This is a genomic window from Streptomyces sp. NPDC046465 (assembly GCF_040646035.1).
Taxonomy (GTDB): Bacteria; Actinomycetota; Actinomycetes; order Streptomycetales; family Streptomycetaceae; genus Streptomyces.
In genome coordinates, this window is the sequence record NZ_JBEYZK010000002.1 from 329,364 (window position 1) to 348,090 (window position 18,727).

Here is an 18,727-nt window from a genome sequence, read left to right on the forward strand (position 1 = left end):
CTCATTGCGGCTCCGTACGGTCCGCAAGCACTCACGATACGTGCCGGAGGCGAACCGCAATGAGGTGATACGAGATCTCAGGCCCCGAACTCGGAACCGGGCGCTCCCGTGCCGCCCCCGGCTCAGGACTTCGGCTCGAACGTCTTCGTGAACGTCTGCCACGCCGTGCGCCGCTTCTCGCTCCCCCAGTCGTCGGCCTTGGCCGTGTACATCATTCCGTAGCCGAGCTTGCCGTTGACGACGAAGCCGCGGTCTACCGACCGGTACTTGGTCCCGCCGTCCTCGTAGGTGAACTCCCAGTCGGCCGTGTTCCAGCCGCGGAAACCGACCTTCTCTATCCGGATCCGGTGGTACTGCGACCGGACCATGTAGTTCTCCTGGTTCTTCCAGTCGCTCACCGGGTCGTCCTTGGGCGTGCCCGTCCAGCCGATCAGCAGCTTCTGCCCGTCGGGCCCGCCGAACCGGGCGCCCGCACGCCCCGTTGACTGGAACTTCCACCCCTTCGGCAGCCCGATCTTGAAGCCCTGGCCGTGCTTGTACGTCGAGGCAGCGTCAGTGCCCGGCTTCTTGCCGTCGTCGTCCTTGCCCGGGTCGTTCCCATCGCCCTCGTCGGGGCCGGAACTCTTGTCCTCGTCGGGGTCCTTGCTCGTGTCGGCCCCCGTACCCGCGCCGTTGCCCGTGTCCTTGCCGGTGTCCTTGCCCTTGTCCGTGTCGTCCTTGCCCTGGCCACCGCCGGCGGTGGCCCCGCTGGACGCGGCCTTGTCGCCGCCCTTGTTGTCCTCGGTGCCGCTGCCGTCGTCCCCGAGCGCGAGGGCGAGCACCGTGCCGAGCACGGCGAGCACGACCACCACGGAGAGGATCACCAGCGTCCGCCGCGGCACCACATCGGTGATCGACGCCTTCACGGGCGGCCGCGAAGGCGAACCGGTGGGCGAGCCCGCGCGCGACGACGTGGACGTGGCCGCCCCCGCACCGCGTGCGGCGGCCGCCTTGCGCACCGCCTGCAGGGCGCTCTTCATGCGGTCGGTGGCCTCTGCCGCCTTGCGACCGGCAGCGGCTCCGACGGCTGACGCGCCGGTAGCACCCGCGGGCCTCTCACCGGCACCAGCGGTACCGGCAGCCCCACCGGCGACACCCGTGGCCTTCGGAGACTTCGGGGCGCGCGCGGGCCTCGGGGCTCGCGAAGGCTTCTGCGCCTTCGGTGTCTTCGGTGTCTTCGGGGGCTTCTGTGTCTTCGGTGCGGCGGGCGGGACCGGCGGCAACGGCACGACCTTGGTCGCCTCCACCGGCTCCGGCTCCTCCTTGAGCTCCGGAGCGTGGATCACGTCGATGAGGAGCGCCCGCGCGCCCGCGTCGTCGAGCCGCTGCTCCGGATCCTTGGCGAGCAGGCCGTAGATGACCTTCTCCAACGGTCCGGCGTTCGTAGGCTGTTCGACGTCCTCGGTCATCACCGCGGTGAGGGTCGCGATGGCCGACCCCTTGTCGTACGGAGGTACGCCTTCCACGGCCGCGTACAGCAGGCCGCCCAGCGACCACAGGTCGGCCGCGGGGCCCGGCTTGTGGCCGCGGGCGCGCTCCGGGGAGATGTACGACGGCGCGCCGACGAGCATGCCGGTGGAGGTGATCGAGGGGTCGCCTTCGACCTGCGCGATGCCGAAGTCCGTCAGGACGACCCGGCCGTCCTCGGCGATCAGCACGTTCGACGGCTTCACGTCGCGGTGCAGGATCCCCTCGCGGTGCGCAGAGCGCAGCACGTCGAGCACGGCGAGGCCGACCTCGGCCGCCCGCCGCGGCGTGAGCAGTCCGTCCTCACGGATCGCCTCCGCGAGCGACTTGCCCTCGACCAGCTCCATCACGATCCACGGCCGGTCGTCCTCGTCGACCACGTCGTAGACGGTCACGGCGCTGGTGTTGCGGATCCGCGCGATCGCCTTCGCCTCGCGCAACGTCCGCGTGATGAGGCGTCGCTTCTCCTCGTCGTCGATGCTCGAGGGGAACCGCAGCTCCTTCACCGCGACCGTACGGCCAAGTGTCTCGTCCTTGGCGCGCCAGACGGTGCCCATGCCGCCGCGGCCGAGCACCTCTCCCAGCCGGTACCGGCCGGCGAGGAGACGTTCGCTCTTGTCCCGACGGGCCTCACCCGTCTGCTCCGCGTCCGACATGCGTCCCCTCTGCTGCTACCGCTGCTACCCGAGCAACCCGCCCTGACAGAGCCTTCATTGTCCCTTACTCAGGGACCGGCCAACGCCCAGGGTCCATGGGCCCTCTTCTCGTCCCTCATGATGGACCGCGCACGAGGGGGGACCGCCTGCCAACACCGCCTTCACGGACGGCCATCCTCCTGGCGTTGACCCTCATCAGCGTGCCGGCAGGTCGGCCGCAATTCGCGGCACCGACCCCGGACCTCACTCTTCCGCCGCTCCCCGCCTTGGGCAAGGCCTCACCCAGGGCGCACGGGCGCGAGAGGCTCAACACCCGCACCGCAAAGGGCCTCTACGACACGTTCCGCGTCCACACTGCTGCGACTCACGACAACCGACGTGTCGTCACCTTCCGCACGAACACGGACAAGTGGGGTCAGCGGACACGTGGGGTCAGCTGAGGGGCACGATGTCCGGCGCCCCCAGACGTGCCGCGTCCGCCGTCAGGTCGTCCGGCTGCCGCTGCGACTCCCGCTCGGCCTCCACCCGCTTTTCGTAGTGCTGCACCTCGCGATCGATCTGGTCCTTGTCCCAGCCGAGGACGGGCGCCATCAGCTCGGCGCACTCCCTGGCGCTGCGCGTGCCCCGGTCGAACGTCTCGATCGAGATGCGCGTGCGCCGGGTCAGTACGTCGTCGAGGTGCCTGGCGCCCTCGTGCGACGCGGCATAGACGACCTCGGCCCGCAGATAGTCGTCGGCCCCCGGCAGCGGCTCGCCCAGCTTGGGGTCGGCGGTGATCAGTTCGAGCACTTCCTCGGCCATGGAGCCATACCGGTTCAACAGGTGCTCGACGCGCACCACATGGAGGCCCGTCCGCGCGGCGATCCTCGCGCGGGCGTTCCACAGCGCCTTGTACCCCTCGGCGCCGACGAGCGGGATGTCCTCCGTGACGCAGTCGGCGACGCGCTGATCCAGGCCGTGCACCGCCTCGTCGACGGCGTCCTTGGCCATCACGCGGTACGTCGTGTACTTGCCGCCCGCGACGACCACCAGGCCGGGCGCCGGGTGCGCGACCGTGTGCTCGCGGGACAGCTTGCTCGTGGCGTCCGACTCCCCGGCCAGCAGCGGGCGGAGCCCCGCATACACCCCCTGGACGTCGTCCCGGGAGAGCGGGACCGCGAGCACCGAATTCACGTGTTCCAGGAGATAGTCGATGTCGGCGCTGGAGGCGGCCGGGTGCGCCTTGTCCAGGTCCCAGTCCGTGTCGGTGGTCCCCACGATCCAGTGCCGGCCCCACGGGATGACGAAGAGGACGCTCTTCTCGGTCCGCAGGATCAGCCCGGTCGTGGCGTTGATCCGGTCCTTCGGTACGACCAGATGGATGCCCTTGGACGCCCTGACGTGGAACTGACCGCGCTCGCCCACCATCGCCTGGGTGTCGTCCGTCCATACGCCGGTCGCGTTCACGATCTGCTTGGCGCGGACCTCGTACTCCCCGCCTCCCTCGACGTCCTGCACCCGGGCGCCGACCACTCGCTCGCCCTCGCGCAGGAAGCCGGTGACCTTGGCGCGGTTGGCGACCTTCGCGCCATACGCCGATGCGGTGCGCACCAGGGTGGCCACATAGCGGGCGTCGTCCATCTGGGCGTCGTAGTACTGCATGGCGCCGACCAGTGCGTCCTTCTTCAGGCACGGGGCGACGCGCAGGGCGTGGCGGCGCGTCAGGTGGCGGTGCATGGGCAGGCCTCGGCCGTGGCCGCGGGACATCGACATGGCATCGTAGAGCGCGACGCCCGATCCGGCGTACAACCTCTCCCAGCCCTTGTGCTGTAGGGGGTAGAGGAACGGCACCGGCTTCACGAGGTGCGGGGCGAGCCGCTCGAGGAGCAGGCCGCGCTCCTTCAACGCCTCCCGCACGAGCGCGAAGTCGAGCATCTCCAGATAGCGGAGCCCGCCGTGGATCAGCTTGCTGGACCGGCTCGACGTGCCCGAGGCCCAGTCCCGCGCCTCGACCAGGCCGGTGGACAGGCCGCGGGTCACCGCGTCGAGGGCCGTGCCCGCACCGACCACGCCCGCGCCCACCACCAGGATGTCCAGCTCCCGGTCGGCCATTCCCGCAAGTGACTCGGCACGCTCCGCCGGCCCCAGTGTCGCTGTCCTCACCGCTGCCTCCCGTTGAGCTCGGGTGTGGTCGGACTCACATCATGCCCAGATTTCTCCGCCGCCCGCTGATCGCGGCCCCGGCCTGTGGACAACACTCCGGAACCCCACGCAACGCAATACCGCAAATCGGTCATATTTACTCCTAGTCTGACATTGCGCTGGTCCGCCTTGTCCACAGGGCTTGCGCACTCGTCCCACTCCGGCTATTGGGAGGACGGCCCACCGCCATGCCCGCAGATCTCGCCGTCATCGGTCTCGGCCACCTCGGCCTGCCCCTCGCCCAGGCCGCCGTCGCACGCGGCATCGCCACCATCGGCTACGACCCCGCCCGCGCCGCCGACCTGGCCGGCGGGCGGCTGCCGTGCGACGGCGCCGAGGGCACTCTTACCGCCGCCGACGTCCGCAGGATGCTCTCGGGGGGCTTCAGGCCGACCGCCAATCCGGCCGAACTCGGCCGGGTCCGCACCGCTGTCATCTGCGCCCCCACTCCACCGGCCGCCGACCGCTCGCTCGACCTGAGCCAGGTGGCCGAGGCCGCCCGGGCCCTGGCCGCGCGGCTGCGTCCGCACACTACCGTGATCCTGGAGTCACCCGCGTACCCGGGGACCACGGAGGAATTCCTCCGTCCGATCCTCGAATCGGGTTCGGGCCTGCGCGCCGGACGCGACTTCCACCTCGCGTACTCCCCCGGCCGCCTCGACCCCGGCAACCGCAGCCACGGCTACGCCGGCACCCCCAAGGTCATCGGCGGCCTCACCCCTGCCTGCACCGAGTCGGCCGCCACCTTCTACGGCCGCCTCACCGACAAGGTCGTCCGCGCCCGCGGCCCCCGCGAGGCCGAGACCGTGCACCTCCTGGAGACCAACTACCGGCACGTGAACATGGCCCTGGTCAACGAGATGGCGGTGCTCTGCCACGACCTCGGCATCGACCTGTGGGACGTCATCCGCTGCGCCGAGACCAAGCCCTTCGGCTTCCAGGCCTTCCGCCCAGGCCCCGGCGTCGGCGGCCACGGCGTCCCCCTGGACGTCCCGGGCCCCTCCCGCGGCGCCCGCCCCCTGCGCATGGTCGAACTGGCCCAGCAGGTCAACGACCGCATGCCCCAGTACGTGATCCAGCGCTCGGCGACCCTCCTCAACGAACACGGCAAGTCCGCCCGCGGCGCCCGCGTCCTGCTCCTCGGCGTCACCTACAAGCCCGACCTCGCCGACCAGCAGGGCGCCCCCGCACAGGAGGTGGCCACCCGCCTCATGGAGCTCGGCGCCGCGGTCAGCTACCACGACCCCTACGTGCCCAACTGGAGCGTGCTCGGCCGCCCCGTCCCGCGCGCGGACTCCCTCTACGAGGCGGCGGCCGACGCCGACCTCACGATCCTGCTCCAGCACCACCGCACGTACGACCTGCAAGGTCTCGCGGTGAAGGCCCAGCTGCTCCTGGACACCAGGGGCGCGACTCCGGCGGGCGCGGCCCATCGCCTGTGACGACGGAAAGGGCCCCGGTAGGAAGTACCGGGGCCCTTCTGCGCACGATCCGTCAGCGCTTGTGCTGCGAGTCCGCGACCGTCACCTCGACGCGCTGGAACTCCTTGAGCTCGCTGTAGCCCGTCGTCGCCATCGCGCGGCGCAGCGCACCGAAGAAGTTCATCGAGCCGTCCGGGATGTGCGAAGGACCGGCGAGGATCTCCTCGGTGGTGCCGACCGTGCCGAGGTCGACCTTCTTGCCGCGCGGCACGTCCTCGTGGACGGCCTCCATGCCCCAGTGGTGGCCCTTGCCGGGCGCGTCCGTGGCGCGGGCCAGCGGGGAGCCCATCATCACGGAGTCCGCGCCGCACGCGATGGCCTTGGGCAGGTCGCCGGACCAGCCCACGCCGCCGTCGGCGATGACGTGGACGTACCGGCCGCCGGACTCGTCCATGTAGTCACGGCGGGCGGCCGCGACGTCGGCGACGGCGGTGGCCATCGGCACCTGGATGCCGAGCACGTTGCGCGTGGTGTGCGCGGCGCCGCCGCCGAAGCCGACCAGGACACCCGCGGCGCCGGTGCGCATCAGGTGCAGGGCCGCGGTGTACGTGGCGCAGCCGCCGACGATGACCGGGACGTCCAGCTCGTAGATGAACTGCTTCAGGTTCAGCGGCTCGGCGGCGCCGGAGACGTGCTCGGCGGAGACGGTGGTGCCGCGGATCACGAAGATGTCGACCCCGGCGTCCACGACGGCCTTGGAGAACTCGGCGGTGCGCTGCGGCGAGAGCGCGGCGGCGGTGACCACACCCGCGTCACGCACCTCCTTGATGCGCTGTCCGATCAGGTCGGCCTTGATTGGGGCCGCGTAGATCTCCTGGAGGCGCCGGGTCGCGGTCTCCGCGTCCAGCTCGGCGATCTCGTCGAGCAGCGGCTGCGGGTCCTCGTACCGCGTCCAGAGGCCCTCCAGGTTCAGTACGCCGAGGCCGCCCAGCTCACCGATCCGGATGGCGGTCTGCGGCGAGACCACCGAGTCCATCGGAGCGGCCAGGAAGGGCAGCTCGAAGCGGTAGGCATCGATCTGCCACGCGATCGAGACCTCCTTCGGGTCGCGGGTGCGCCGGCTCGGTACGACGGCGATGTCGTCGAAGGCGTACGCGCGGCGGCCGCGCTTGCCGCGCCCGATCTCGATCTCAGTCACGTTGTGGGGCCTTTCCCTCTTGGTCTGCCTGTCCAGTATCCCCGACGCACACGGAAGGGGCGGCCCCGGTGATGCGGGGCCGCCCCTTCCACGCGCGCGTGGAACCGGAAGACTACTTACTGCGGCTGTAGTTCGGTGCCTCGACCGTCATCTGGATGTCGTGCGGGTGGCTCTCCTTGAGGCCCGCGGACGTGATGCGGACGAAGCGGCCCTTGGTCTCCATCTCGTCGACGCTCGCCGCGCCGACGTAGCCCATCGTCTGGCGCAGGCCGCCGACGAGCTGGTGCAGCACGTTGGCCAACGGGCCGCGGTAGGCCACCTGGCCCTCGATGCCTTCGGGCACGAGCTTGTCGTCGGAGGCGACCTCGGCCTGGAAGTAGCGGTCCTTGGAGTAGGACTTCCCCTGGCCGCGGGACTGCATGGCACCGAGCGAGCCCATGCCGCGGTACGACTTGAACTGCTTGCCGTTGATGAACAGCAGCTCACCCGGCGACTCCTCACAGCCCGCGAGGAGCGAGCCGAGCATCACCGTGTCGGCGCCGGCGGCGAGCGCCTTGCCGATGTCACCGGAGTACTGGAGACCACCGTCGCCGATGACCGGCACGCCGGCCGCGCGGGCCGCGACCGCGGCTTCGTAGATCGCGGTGACCTGCGGGACGCCGATGCCGGCGACCACGCGGGTGGTGCAGATCGAGCCCGGCCCGACGCCCACCTTGACGCCGTCGACACCGGCGTCGATGAGCGCCTGCGCGCCGTCGCGGGTGGCGACGTTGCCACCGATCACGTCGACGCCCACGCTCGACTTGATCTTCGACATCCAGCTCAGGGCGTTGCTGTTGTGGCCGTGCGAGGTGTCGACGATCAGGAAGTCGACCCCGGCTCCGGCCAGCGCCTGGGCGCGCTCCAGCGCCTCGGGGCTGGCGCCGACGGCGGCACCCACGAGCAGCCGGCCCTCGGCGTCCTTGGCGGCGTTCGGGTACTGCTCGGCCTTCTTGAAGTCCTTGACGGTGATGAGGCCCTTGAGGAGCCCGGCGTCGTCGACCAGCGGCAGCTTCTCGATCTTGTGGCGGCGCAGCAGCTCCATGGCGTCCACGCCCGAGATGCCGACCTTGCCGGTGACCAGCGGCATCGGCGTCATGACCTCGCGGACCTGCCGGCTGCGGTCGTTCTCGAAGGCCATGTCGCGGTTGGTGACGATGCCGAGCAGCTTGCCCGCCGCGTCGGTCACCGGGACGCCGCTGATCCGGAACTTCGCGCAGAGCGCGTCCGCCTCGGCGAGCGTCGCGTCCGGGTGCACCGTGATCGGATCGGTGACCATGCCGGACTCGGACCGCTTCACGAGGTCGACCTGGTTGACCTGGTCCGCGATGGAGAGGTTGCGGTGCAGGACACCGACGCCGCCCTGACGGGCCATGGCGATCGCCATCCGGGCCTCGGTGACCTTGTCCATCGCCGCGGACAGCAGCGGGATGTTCACCCGAACGTTCCGGGAGATGCGGGACGAGGTGTCGACCGCGTTCGGGAGCACTTCCGACGCGCCCGGCAGCAGCAGCACGTCGTCGTAGGTCAGCCCGAGCGTCGCGAATTTCTCGGGCACCCCAGTCGAAGAACCGCCGTTTGCAGTCATGACACCTTCCCCAAATGGCCTTGATCGGTGCGGATGTCCATGCTAACGGGAACCAAGGGTGTCTCATTCCACGATCAAGATCATCGGCAAGCTTTGTACGTTCACACGTACGCCGACCGTACGCCGACAGGCTCCTGACCGTCGTCCCACCAATGCGGGGCCCTACTGCTCGGCGAGCGCCCTCAGCCTGCTCAGCGCCCGGTGCTGGGCGACCCGCACCGCACCCGGTGACATGCCCAACATCTGCCCGGTCTCCTCGGCCGTCAGGCCGACGGCGATCCGCAGGAGGAGCAGCTCCCGCTGATTGTCCGGGAGGTTGGCGAGGAGCTTCTTGGCCCACTCGGCATCGCTGCTGAGCAGCGCGCGCTCCTCGGGACCGAGCGAGTCGTCGGGCCGCTCCGGCATCTCGTCGGAGGGCACGGCGGTGGACCCGGGGTGCCGCATCGCGGCGCGCTGCAGGTCGGCCACCTTGTGCGCCGCGATCGCGAAGACGAAGGCTTCGAAGGGACGGCCCGTGTCCTTGTACCGCGGCAGGGCGAGGAGTACGGCGACGCAGACTTCCTGCGCCAGGTCCTCCACGAAGTGCCGTGCGTCACCCGGCAGACGGGAGAGGCGGGCCCGGCAGTAGCGCAGCGCCAAGGGGTGCACGTGCGCGAGAAGGTCGTGCGTGGCCTGTTCGTCGCCCTCGACCGCGCGAAGGACGAGGGCACCGATCACCGTCGTCTTGTCATCGCGCATCGGTCCATGGTGCCTTGACGGCGACTGATCCGTGGCACCGCGTCCGTAGTTGTGCACTGAAGCGTTATGAGCAGGTGCGCCGGAACTCATCTCCTGCGCCCTCCCCTCCCGCTCGATCGACTCGTCCCCGAGGAACTCCACACCTCAAGGATGCGGCATCGGCGACGAAACAAGCAGCCACGGGCATCCGCCACCCCGCCCACCCAGTGGCAGGCGGGGATCGCGGGCCCCCCGCGGCAGCACACTCAGCGCACCAGACCCCACCGGAAACCGAGTGCCACGGCGTGTGCACGGTCCGAGGCGCCGAGCTTCTTGAAGAGCCGCCTGGCGTGCGTCTTCACCGTGTCCTCGGAGAGGAAGAGCTCGCGCCCGATCTCCGCGTTCGAGCGGCCGTGGCTCATGCCCTCGAGGACCTGGATCTCCCGCGCGGTGAGCGTGGGCGCGGCGCCCATCTCGGCCGAGCGCAGTCTGCGCGGAGCCAGCCGCCACGTCGGGTCGGCGAGCGCCTGGGTGACGGTCGCCCGCAGCTCCGCGCGGGAGGCGTCCTTGTGCAGATAGCCGCGGGCACCGGCGGCGACCGCGAGCGCGACCCCGTCCAGATCCTCGGCGACGGTGAGCATGATGATGCGCGCACCGGGGTCGGCGGACAGCAGCCGCCGGACGGTCTCGACGCCGCCCAGTCCGGGCATGCGTACGTCCATCAGAATCAGGTCCGAGCGGTCGGCGCCCCAGCGGCGGAGGACTTCCTCGCCATTGGCCGCTGTCGTCACGCGCTCGACACCGGGCACGGTCGCGACCGCGCGGCGGAGCGCCTCTCGGGCAAGCGGGGAGTCGTCGCACACGAGGACAGATGTCATGACTGTCCTCCGCGGCTCTCACAGCTGCTGCGCGTCACCTTGAGCCTCCAGGCTGGTACATATTCGTCACCTGTGCGGTTGACGCTCTCGGACACCTGCCCGAGCGCTTGTTCTTTCAACCGCCTCGCCCTCTCAACGACGGTCACCCGAAAGAGTTACGGGGCGGTCGGACACGTTCGGCACTCTACGTGAGGGCACGGACACAGCGCAGAGCGCGCGGGAGACCCTCAACCTTTCATCACAAGCTATGCCCCATTTAGCGGCTTTTCTTCCCTTTTCCTGGTGTCTATGGCTAGATTCGCAATGAGTCATATTTTCATCTCCTTAGACAGTAGATGTACGGTCATGGGCACCGTATCCGCGAAGAACGGCATCAAGGGGACCAGCAATGGCAGATTTCTCCCGCCTTCCCGGACCGAACGCAGATCTGTGGGACTGGCAGCTCCTCGCGGCCTGCCGAGGGGTCGACAGCTCGCTCTTCTTCCACCCGGAGGGCGAGCGGGGAGCGGCGCGCAGCGCACGTGAGAACTCCGCCAAGGAGGTCTGCATGCGCTGCCCGGTGCGCGCGGAGTGCGCGGCGCACGCCCTCGCGGTGCGCGAGCCCTACGGCGTGTGGGGCGGACTGACGGAGGACGAGCGCGAAGAGCTCATGGGGCGCGCGCGCAATCGACTGGTCACGGCGTCCGCGACGGCGGGCAGCGCCGTTTCGCGCGGTGCCGCGTCACACAGCACCGCCTCGCACAACCCCACGTCACACAGCACCGCCTCGCACAGCGCCGGGTCACACACCGCCGCGTCACACACCGCCGTGCCACGCAGTGCCGTGTCGCACAACTGAAGGAACGTTTCTTCGGAACCCGCGCGCGACGTCAGCGGGCAGCGGCCCGCGCGAGGTGGTCCAGCGTGGCGGCGACGGCCGGCACCTGTGCCAGATCCGGCAGCGTGAGCGCGACGATCTCCCGCTGCACGGCAGGCTCCACCGTCACGGTGCGGGCGCCCTTGGGGCGCACCGACTCGATCGCGAGCTCGGGCAGCACCGCCACTCCCAGCCCGGCGCCGACCAGGCCGATCACCGCCGGGTAGTCGTCGGTCGCGAAATCGATCCGGGGCACGAAGCCCGCGCTCTCGCAGACCTCCACCAGTTGCCTGCGGCAGCGGGGGCAGCCCGCGATCCATGACTCCTCGGCGAACTCGCCGATGGTGACCGAATCCGCGCCGGCCAGCCGATGCCCCTCGGGCACGAGACCGACCAGCCGGTCCGCCAGCAGCGGCCGCACGATGAGGTCGCCCCACTCCTCGGCGTCCTTCGCCCCTTCGTACCGGAACGCGAGGGCGACGTCGCAGTCGCCCTCGCGCAGCATCTCCACCGAGCGCGGCGGCTCGGCCTCCACGAGGGAGACGCGGGTGCCGGGGTGGGCGGCGCGCAGGGCGGCGAGGGCGCCGGGGACGAGGGTGGAGCTGCCGCTCGGGAAGGAGACGAGCCGCACCCGGCCCGCGCGCAGGCCCGCGATCGCCGCGACCTCCTCCTCCGCCGCGGTGAGTCCGGCGAGGATGCCCGAGGCGTGCCTGACCAGGGCCTCGCCTGCCTGGGTCAGGCGCATCTCACGGCCGGTGCGGATCAGCAGCGGTGTGCCGGTCGAGGATTCGAGGGCCTTCATCTGCTGGCTGACGGCGGGCTGGGTGCAGCCGAGCTCGCGGGCCGCGGCCGAGAAGGAGCCGGTGGCGGCGACGGCGCGCAGGACGCGGAGATGGCGGGCCTCGATCATGGATCGAGCATAAGCCGCACTTGGACATATCGCGAAATAATGCTTCGCCGCTTTGAGGGTGCTGGCTTAGCCTGCTGGGTATGGAGCTTCTTTCGGTGAATGTTGGCCGTCGCACCCTCGTCGAGCACGCCGGTGCCCCCTCCGGCAGTACCGGCATCGACAAGCGGCCGGTGCGCGGGCCGGTCCTCGTGACGGCGCCGGGCGAGAAGGGCGTCGGCGGGAGCGGCCTTGCCGGGGACCAGATCAGCGACCTGCGCCACCACGGCGGCAACGACCAGGCGGTGTACGCCTATGCCCGCGAGGACCTCGACGCGTGGGAGGCGACGCTCGGGCGCCCGCTGCCCGACGGCTCGTTCGGCGAGAACCTCACGACGTCCGGGGTCGACGTGACCGGCGCGCGGATCGGCGAGCGCTGGCAGATCGGCTCCGATCTGGTGCTCGAAGTGACGAGCGGGCGCATCCCCTGCCGTACGTTCCAGGGCCACCTCGACGAGTCGGGGTGGCTGAAGCGGTTCACCGAAGAGGGTGTTCCCGGCGCGTATCTGCGGGTGATCGTGGCGGGCGAGATCCGGGCCGGGGACGCGGTCCGGATCGTGCACCGGCCGGAGCACGAGGTCACCGTAGGCCTGCAGTTCCGGGCCGTCACGACGGAGAGGTCGCTGCTGCCGCGGCTGCTCGCGGCGGGCGACGCCCTGCACCCCGGGACGGCCGAGCGCGCCCGCAAGTACCTGGCGCAGCACGCCGCGCAGGACCTCGTGACCTGAAGTCCGGGCCATCGGCGCGCCACGGGGGCCGCTCGCTCTCACTAGCCTTGGGCCATGACTACGGCTCTGATTACGGGATCAACCGCCGGCATCGGCGCCGCCTTCGCGCGGCGTCTCGCCGGTGACGGGCACAACCTCGTCCTGGTGGCTCGCGACACCAAGCGGCTGCGCGAGCAGGCGACCGAGCTGCACGACCGGCACGGCATCGAGGCGGAGGTCCTGACCGCGGACCTCGCGACGGACGCGGGCATCGAGAGCGTCGAGAAGCGGCTCTCGAACCGCAGGGACACGGTCGACCTGCTGATCAACAACGCGGGGTTCGGCAACAAGGGCCGCTACCTGGAGGTCTCGCTCGCCGACGAGCTGACCATGCTCAAGGTGCACTGCGAGGCGGTGCTGCGCCTCACGTCGGCCGCGACGGAGGCGATGCGGGAGCGCGGGCGCGGCGGTGTCGTGAACGTCGCGTCGGTCGCGGCGTTCGTGCCGCGCGGGACGTACGGGGCCTCGAAGGCGTGGGTCGTGCAGTTCACCCAGGGCGCGGCGAAGGACCTGGCCGGTTCCGGGGTGCGGCTGATGGCGCTCTGCCCCGGCTTCGTCCGCACGGAGTTCCACGAGCGGGCCGGGATGGGCACGTCCAACATTCCCAACTGGATGTGGCTCGACGCGGACAAGCTGGTCGCGGCGGCCCTCGTCGACCTCTCCCGCGGCCGGACCCTGTCCGTCCCCGACCCGCGGTACAAGGCGCTGATGGGGGTGGTGAAGGTGACGCCGCGAGCGCTCCTTGGCGGAGTCACGTCCCGTACCGGGCGCAAGTACGGGCCGCAGTAGCCGTCTCGGGTGCGGGTCGCCGTCGGCTGGTCGCGCAGTTCCCCGCGCCCCTGAGGCGACTTCGGCGAGCGCCCCCTAAGGGGCGCGGGGAACTGCGCGAGGACGGACCGCGATCCGCACCCGGCAACGGGAAGCAACCCGGCAGACGCATCCCCGAAAAGGCCCGAGGCCCGGCTCCCTGTGATGGGAACCGGGCCTCGGGCAACTCAGGTCAGTGGCTGTGACCGTGCCCGTGGCCGTGACCGGCCTCCGCCTCTTCCTCGGCCGGCTTCTCGACGACCAGGGTCTCGGTCGTGAGGAGCAGCGACGCGATGGACGCGGCGTTCTCCAGGGCGGAGCGGGTGACCTTGACCGGGTCGATGACGCCGGCCTTGACCAGGTCGCCGTACTCGCCGGTCGCGGCGTTGAAGCCGAAGCCCTTGTCGAGCTCGGCGACCTTCGAGGTGATGACGTAGCCCTCGAGGCCGGCGTTCTCGGCGATCCAGCGCAGCGGCTCGACGGCGGCGCGGCGGACGACGGCGACACCGGTGGCCTCGTCGCCTTCCTTGCCGAGCGAGTCGCCGAGCACCTTGGCGGCGTGCACCAGGGCGGAGCCACCACCGGAGACGATGCCCTCCTCGACCGCGGCGCGGGTCGCGGAGATGGCGTCCTCCAGACGGTGCTTCTTCTCCTTCAGCTCCACCTCGGTGGCGGCGCCGACCTTGATGACGCACACGCCGCCGGCCAGCTTCGCGAGGCGCTCCTGGAGCTTCTCGCGGTCCCAGTCGGAGTCCGTGGCGTCGATCTCGGCCTTGATCTGGTTGACGCGGCCCTCGACGTCGGCCTTGTTGCCGCCGCCGTCGACGATCGTCGTGTCGTCCTTGGTGATGGTGACACGGCGGGCGGTGCCGAGCACGTCGAGACCGACCTGGTCGATCTTGAGGCCGACCTCTTCCGCGATGACGGTGCCGCCCGTGAGGGTGGCGATGTCACCGAGCATGGCCTTGCGGCGGTCGCCGAAGCCGGGGGCCTTCACCGCGACGGCGTTGAAGGTGCCGCGGATCTTGTTCACGACCAGGGTCGACAGGGCCTCGCCCTCGACGTCCTCGGCGATGATCAGGAGCGGCTTCGAGGCGTTGGCCTGGATGACCTTCTCGAGCAGCGGCAGGAGGTCCTGGATGGAGGAGATCTTGCCCTGGTGGATCAGGATGTACGGGTCGTCGAGGACGGCCTCCATACGCTCCTGGTCGGACACCATGTACGGCGACAGGTAGCCCTTGTCGAAGGCCATGCCCTCGGTGAAGTCGAGCTCAAGGCCGAAGGTGTTGGACTCCTCGACGGTGATGACACCGTCCTTGCCGACCTTGTCCATCGCCTCGGCGATGAGCTCGCCGACCTGCGGGTCCTGGGCGGACAGACCGGCGACGGCCGCGATGTCGGCCTTGTCGTCGATCGGCCGGGCGGTGGCGAGGAGCTCCTGCGAGACGGCCGCGACGGCGGCGTCGATGCCCTTCTTCAGGGCGGCCGGGGAGGCGCCGGCGGCGACGTTGCGCAGGCCTTCCTTGACCAGGGCCTGGGCGAGCACGGTGGCGGTGGTGGTGCCGTCACCAGCGATGTCGTTGGTCTTGGTCGCCACCTCCTTCACCAGCTGGGCGCCGAGGTTCTCGTACGGGTCGTCGACCTCGACCTCACGGGCGATGGTGACGCCGTCGTTGGTGATGGTCGGCGCGCCGAACTTCTTGTCGATGACGACGTTGCGGCCGCGGGGGCCGATCGTCACCTTGACCGTGTCGGCAAGCTTGTTGACGCCGCGCTCAAGGGCGCGACGGGCGTCCTCGTCGAACTTCAGGATCTTCGCCATGGGAGCGATTCAGCCCTCTCGAAAACTCGGGTGAACGAACTGCGCCCCTCGCCGCCCGGCAATCAGCGGGGTGACCAGGGGCGCAGCTCAAAAGCAAATCTGCTGGTGAAGCAGGTGAAGCAGGTGTAGCGGTGAACTACTTCTCGACGATCGCGAGCACGTCGCGAGCCGAGAGGACGAGGTACTCGTCGCCGTTGTACTTCACCTCGGTGCCGCCGTACTTGCTGTACAGCACGACATCGCCGACCTTCACGTCGAGCGGAAGGCGCTCGCCGTTCTCGAAGCGCCCCGGGCCCACGGCGAGGACAGCGCCCTCCTGGGGCTTCTCCTTCGCGGTGTCCGGAATGACCAGGCCGGAGGCCGTGGTCTGCTCGGCGTCGAGCGGCTGGACCACAATGCGGTCCTCGAGCGGCTTGATGGCAACCTTGGAGCTGGTGGTCGTCACGATCCGGTCTCCCCCTTCGGAGATCTCACGGGGTTAAGAGTCTGAGTGTGGCGACCAGGTGGATCCGTCGTCGCGGGTGCCGGACCTGCCCGTCGCTATTGGCACTCTCCAGTGGGGAGTGCCAGAAGTGAGACTAGGACGGGGATTAGCACTCGGTCAAGCGGAGTGCCAGTCGACTGCGTCGGGCTTTAGCGGATGGGGGTGCTCCGTGCCGGGGCTGGCGGTGAGTTTTCCCTGTCGGGGCAACGGTTCTCTGGGCCTTCGGGTTCCCCACCTGCGATTTGTGGATGCCCTGATTCACGTTGCTCGGCACCGGGGGCTGTGCCCACCCGTTCCTCCCCCAGTGCCTCAAGGGCCTGGGGGGACCCCCAGCGGAACGCCTGCCCACAGCGGGGGGCGGACGGCTCTGAGCCTGGCTTCGGGGCTGGGTGGGAGGTCGTGCCCGGTTTGCGTGGGGGGAGTTTTTGCGTTGCCTTTCTGCCCAGGCGTTCGATCGGGTCCACCGATTCCGCGCAGCCTGCGAGCAGTGCGGGCGCGAGTACTCCGCACAGCAGGGCCCCGGCGAGGAGGCGGCGGCGCGCTCGCGCCCGGGGGGTCACAGGTAGTCCTCCAGTCTGGCCACCGCGTAACCCTTGTCCGTGACCGTCTTCATGACCTTGCGGACCATGTCGGGCATGGTGCCCTTCCAGTCCTCACGGCCACGGAAGTGCGTGAGGATGATGTCGCCGGGGTGCAGGTCGCGGTCCCACTCGCGCCACTCCATGTGGTCGGCGAAGGCCTCCGACGCCCACAGCGGGACCGCCTTGACGCCACAGGACTTGGCGGCGCGCAGGGTGTCACGGTTGTAGTTGCCGTACGGCGGGCGGAAGAGTTCGGGGCGCTTGCCGTAGTGCTTCGTGATCACGTCCTGCATGCCGCAGATCTCGCGGCGCTGGCCCTCGTACGACAGGCCGGGCAGGTAGCGGTGGTGGAGGGTGTGGTTGTTCAGGGTGACGCCGCGGTCCTGCATCTTCTTGAAGTAGCCGTAGTCCTCCTTGACCAGGTAGTCGCTGAGGAACGCGGTGTACGGCAGGTGCAGTTCGCCCATCATCCTCAGCAGTGCCGGGTCCTTCTCGGCGCCGTCGTCGATGGTCAGGAAGACGACCTTCTTCTTGGTGGGGATCGTCGTGAAGACCGGCGGCAGGCTCGACTGGCCCTTGACGTCGAAGCCCTTGCGGGTGGTGATCCGCGGCTTGGTCCTGGGCGGCGGGGGCGCGGCGAGCGGGGTCTTCGCCAGGCCCCAGCGCTTGGCCGCCGCGGCCCGCGCGGCCTGGATCGCGCCGAGCTTCTGGGCGTAGGAGTCGAGGGCGCGGGCGGGCGGGGCGTTGAGCGGCTGCTGACCATGGGCGGGGTTCGCGGAGTCGCCCGCGGAGGCGCAGCCCGAGGCGATGGCGGAGGCGGCCAGGACGGCGACTGCGGCATGCACCCGGTTGTTCCGTCTTCTGGCGTATTTTACGTTTTGTCGTACTAGTTGCATGGAGCCGGATCCTCGCAGCTCAAGGTCGTGTCGCGGCCCCGACACCGCCACCGGCCGCGCACCGTCCACCGACTGGCCCACAATGGGGCAGGTGAACGACCCGAACACGCCGAGCGACCCGAACACGCCGAGCGGCCACGCGACCGACCTCGGCGACCCCCTCGCCGCCTTCGCCGCCCTCCGTACCGCCGAGGGCCGGGCCCTGCTCGACGAGGTGCGGGACATCGAGCCCGCACAGGAGCTCGCCGCCGCCACCCGGCTGCGCCGCACGCACCCGGCGCTTCTGGTCTCCGCCGCCCTCGCGCAGGCCCGGCTGCGCCAACGGGCCGTGCCGAAGTTCGGCGCCGAGGACGCGGCCCGGATGTTCTTCACGCCGGACGGCGTCGAGCAGGCCACCCGCTCCTCCGTCGCCACCCACCGCGCCGAGCGCTTCAAGGCCCTCGGGGTCCGCTCGCTCGCCGACCTGTGCTGCGGCATCGGCGGCGACGCGATCGCCCTCGCGCGGGCCGGGATCTCCGTGCTCGCCGTCGACCGCTCGCCGCTGACCTGCGCGGTCGCCCGCGCCAACGCGGAGGCCCTGGGGCTCGCCGGGCTCATCGAGCTCCGCGAGGCCGATGTCACCGAGGTCGACACGTCGGCGTACGACGCGGTGTTCGTGGACCCGGCGCGCCGCTCCTCCAAGCGCGGCCGCATCTTCGACCCGGAGTCCTACTCCCCGCCCCTGTCGTGGGCGGTCGAGACGGCACTGAAGGCGCCGCGCGCCGCGCTGAAGATCGCTCCCGGCATCCCGCACGAGGCGATCCCGGCCGAGGCGGGGGCCGAGTGGATCTCGGACGGCGGGGACGTGAAGGAGGCCGTGCTGTGGTTCGGCACGGACGCGCCCTCCTCGCACCGCGCGACGCTGCTGCCCGGCGCCGCCTCCCTGTGGTCCTCGATCGACGCGATGCTGCCCGACCCCGACGTGCGTCCCGTCGGGCGCTATCTGTACGAGCCGGATGGCGCCGTCATCCGCGCGCATCTGGTCGCCGAGGTCGCCGCGCGGGTCGACGGCGGGCTGATCGACGAGACCATCGCGTACGTCACCTCCGACGCCCTGCACGCCACCCCGTACGCCACCGCCTATGAGATCACCGATCAACTCCCCTTCGGCGTGAAGAAGTTGAAGGCGCTGCTGCGGGAGCGCGGGGTCGGCATCCTCACCGTCAAGAAGCGCGGGTCCGCCGTCGAGCCGGAGGAGCTGCGACGCAAGGTGAAGCCTCAGGGGAAGCAGTCCGCGACCGTCTTCCTGACGCGGGTGGCGGGCGCGCCGACGATGCTGATCGGGCACCCGGCGCAGACGGCGCAGACGGCCGCCTCGGACTGACCCGGGCGGCGTTCAAAGACA

At 70.4% G+C, this 18,727-nt stretch carries 15 protein-coding genes; 5 read left to right on the top strand and 10 right to left on the bottom strand.

What is annotated here, in order from left to right:
- Window positions 1–122: 122 nt before the first annotated feature.
- Entirely contained in the window at window positions 123–2,162 is a 2,040-nt protein-coding gene (locus tag ABZ953_RS04455; RefSeq protein WP_361716541.1) for a protein kinase, read from the bottom strand.
- 432 nt (window positions 2,163–2,594) lie between these two features.
- On the bottom strand, window positions 2,595–4,304 hold the full coding sequence (locus tag ABZ953_RS04460) for a glycerol-3-phosphate dehydrogenase/oxidase (protein WP_361716544.1): 1,710 nt from the start codon (window positions 4,302–4,304) through the stop codon (window positions 2,595–2,597).
- A gap of 227 nt (window positions 4,305–4,531) precedes the next feature.
- On the opposite strand from ABZ953_RS04460, the gene ABZ953_RS04465 reads away from it, so the two are divergent.
- Window positions 4,532–5,785, top strand: a complete 1,254-nt coding sequence (locus tag ABZ953_RS04465; RefSeq protein ID WP_361716547.1) for a nucleotide sugar dehydrogenase — start codon at window positions 4,532–4,534, stop codon at window positions 5,783–5,785.
- Window positions 5,786–5,837: 52 nt separating this feature from the next.
- On the opposite strand, the gene ABZ953_RS04470 is transcribed toward ABZ953_RS04465, so the two are convergent.
- The 4 genes from ABZ953_RS04470 to ABZ953_RS04485 all read right to left on the bottom strand — a co-directional run bounded on the left by ABZ953_RS04470 (window position 5,838) and on the right by ABZ953_RS04485 (window position 10,184).
- Complete coding sequence (locus ABZ953_RS04470) at window positions 5,838–6,962, bottom strand: GuaB3 family IMP dehydrogenase-related protein (protein WP_355803766.1); 1,125 nt, start codon at window positions 6,960–6,962, stop codon at window positions 5,838–5,840.
- A 112-nt stretch (window positions 6,963–7,074) separates the two neighbouring features.
- Window positions 7,075–8,589: an IMP dehydrogenase gene (gene guaB, locus ABZ953_RS04475; RefSeq protein ID WP_361716552.1), complete on the bottom strand. Its 1,515-nt coding sequence runs from the start codon at window positions 8,587–8,589 to the stop codon at window positions 7,075–7,077.
- A gap of 162 nt (window positions 8,590–8,751) precedes the next feature.
- Window positions 8,752–9,327 carry a sigma-70 family RNA polymerase sigma factor gene (locus tag ABZ953_RS04480; RefSeq protein ID WP_361716555.1) on the bottom strand — a complete coding sequence of 192 codons (576 nt, stop codon included), beginning with the start codon at window positions 9,325–9,327 and terminating at the stop codon, window positions 8,752–8,754.
- A gap of 245 nt (window positions 9,328–9,572) precedes the next feature.
- A complete protein-coding gene (locus tag ABZ953_RS04485; RefSeq protein WP_003948568.1) occupies window positions 9,573–10,184 on the bottom strand; it encodes a response regulator transcription factor in 612 nt (203 codons plus the stop codon).
- 388 nt (window positions 10,185–10,572) lie between these two features.
- On the opposite strand from ABZ953_RS04485, the gene ABZ953_RS04490 reads away from it, so the two are divergent.
- On the top strand, window positions 10,573–11,022 hold the full coding sequence (locus tag ABZ953_RS04490) for a WhiB family transcriptional regulator (protein WP_361716558.1): 450 nt from the start codon (window positions 10,573–10,575) through the stop codon (window positions 11,020–11,022).
- Window positions 11,023–11,053: 31 nt separating this feature from the next.
- Here the strand turns inward: ABZ953_RS04490 and ABZ953_RS04495 are convergent, their stop codons facing one another.
- On the bottom strand, window positions 11,054–11,950 hold the full coding sequence (locus ABZ953_RS04495; RefSeq protein ID WP_361716561.1) for a LysR family transcriptional regulator: 897 nt from the start codon (window positions 11,948–11,950) through the stop codon (window positions 11,054–11,056).
- Window positions 11,951–12,030: 80 nt separating this feature from the next.
- On the opposite strand from ABZ953_RS04495, the gene ABZ953_RS04500 reads away from it, so the two are divergent.
- Both ABZ953_RS04500 and ABZ953_RS04505 read left to right on the top strand, forming a co-directional pair.
- Window positions 12,031–12,714, top strand: coding sequence for an MOSC domain-containing protein (locus ABZ953_RS04500; RefSeq protein WP_361716564.1), 684 nt, complete (start codon window positions 12,031–12,033; stop codon window positions 12,712–12,714).
- Between the two features lie 54 nt (window positions 12,715–12,768).
- Complete coding sequence (locus tag ABZ953_RS04505; protein WP_361716567.1) at window positions 12,769–13,542, top strand: SDR family oxidoreductase; 774 nt, start codon at window positions 12,769–12,771, stop codon at window positions 13,540–13,542.
- 211 nt (window positions 13,543–13,753) lie between these two features.
- On the opposite strand, the gene groL is transcribed toward ABZ953_RS04505, so the two are convergent.
- The 3 genes from groL to ABZ953_RS04520 all read right to left on the bottom strand — a co-directional run bounded on the left by groL (window position 13,754) and on the right by ABZ953_RS04520 (window position 17,343).
- Window positions 13,754–15,382 (bottom strand): chaperonin GroEL, encoded by a 1,629-nt coding sequence (gene groL / locus ABZ953_RS04510; RefSeq protein ID WP_361716570.1) that lies wholly within the window; start codon window positions 15,380–15,382, stop codon window positions 13,754–13,756.
- Between the two features lie 136 nt (window positions 15,383–15,518).
- Window positions 15,519–15,827: a co-chaperone GroES gene (gene groES / locus ABZ953_RS04515; RefSeq protein ID WP_018528412.1), complete on the bottom strand. Its 309-nt coding sequence runs from the start codon at window positions 15,825–15,827 to the stop codon at window positions 15,519–15,521.
- Window positions 15,828–16,422: 595 nt separating this feature from the next.
- On the bottom strand, window positions 16,423–17,343 hold the full coding sequence (locus tag ABZ953_RS04520) for a polysaccharide deacetylase family protein (RefSeq protein ID WP_361716575.1): 921 nt from the start codon (window positions 17,341–17,343) through the stop codon (window positions 16,423–16,425).
- Window positions 17,344–17,545: 202 nt separating this feature from the next.
- Between ABZ953_RS04520 and ABZ953_RS04525 the strand changes: the two genes are divergently transcribed.
- Window positions 17,546–18,706, top strand: a complete 1,161-nt coding sequence (locus tag ABZ953_RS04525; protein ID WP_361717071.1) for a class I SAM-dependent methyltransferase — start codon at window positions 17,546–17,548, stop codon at window positions 18,704–18,706.
- Window positions 18,707–18,727 lie beyond the last annotated feature (21 nt).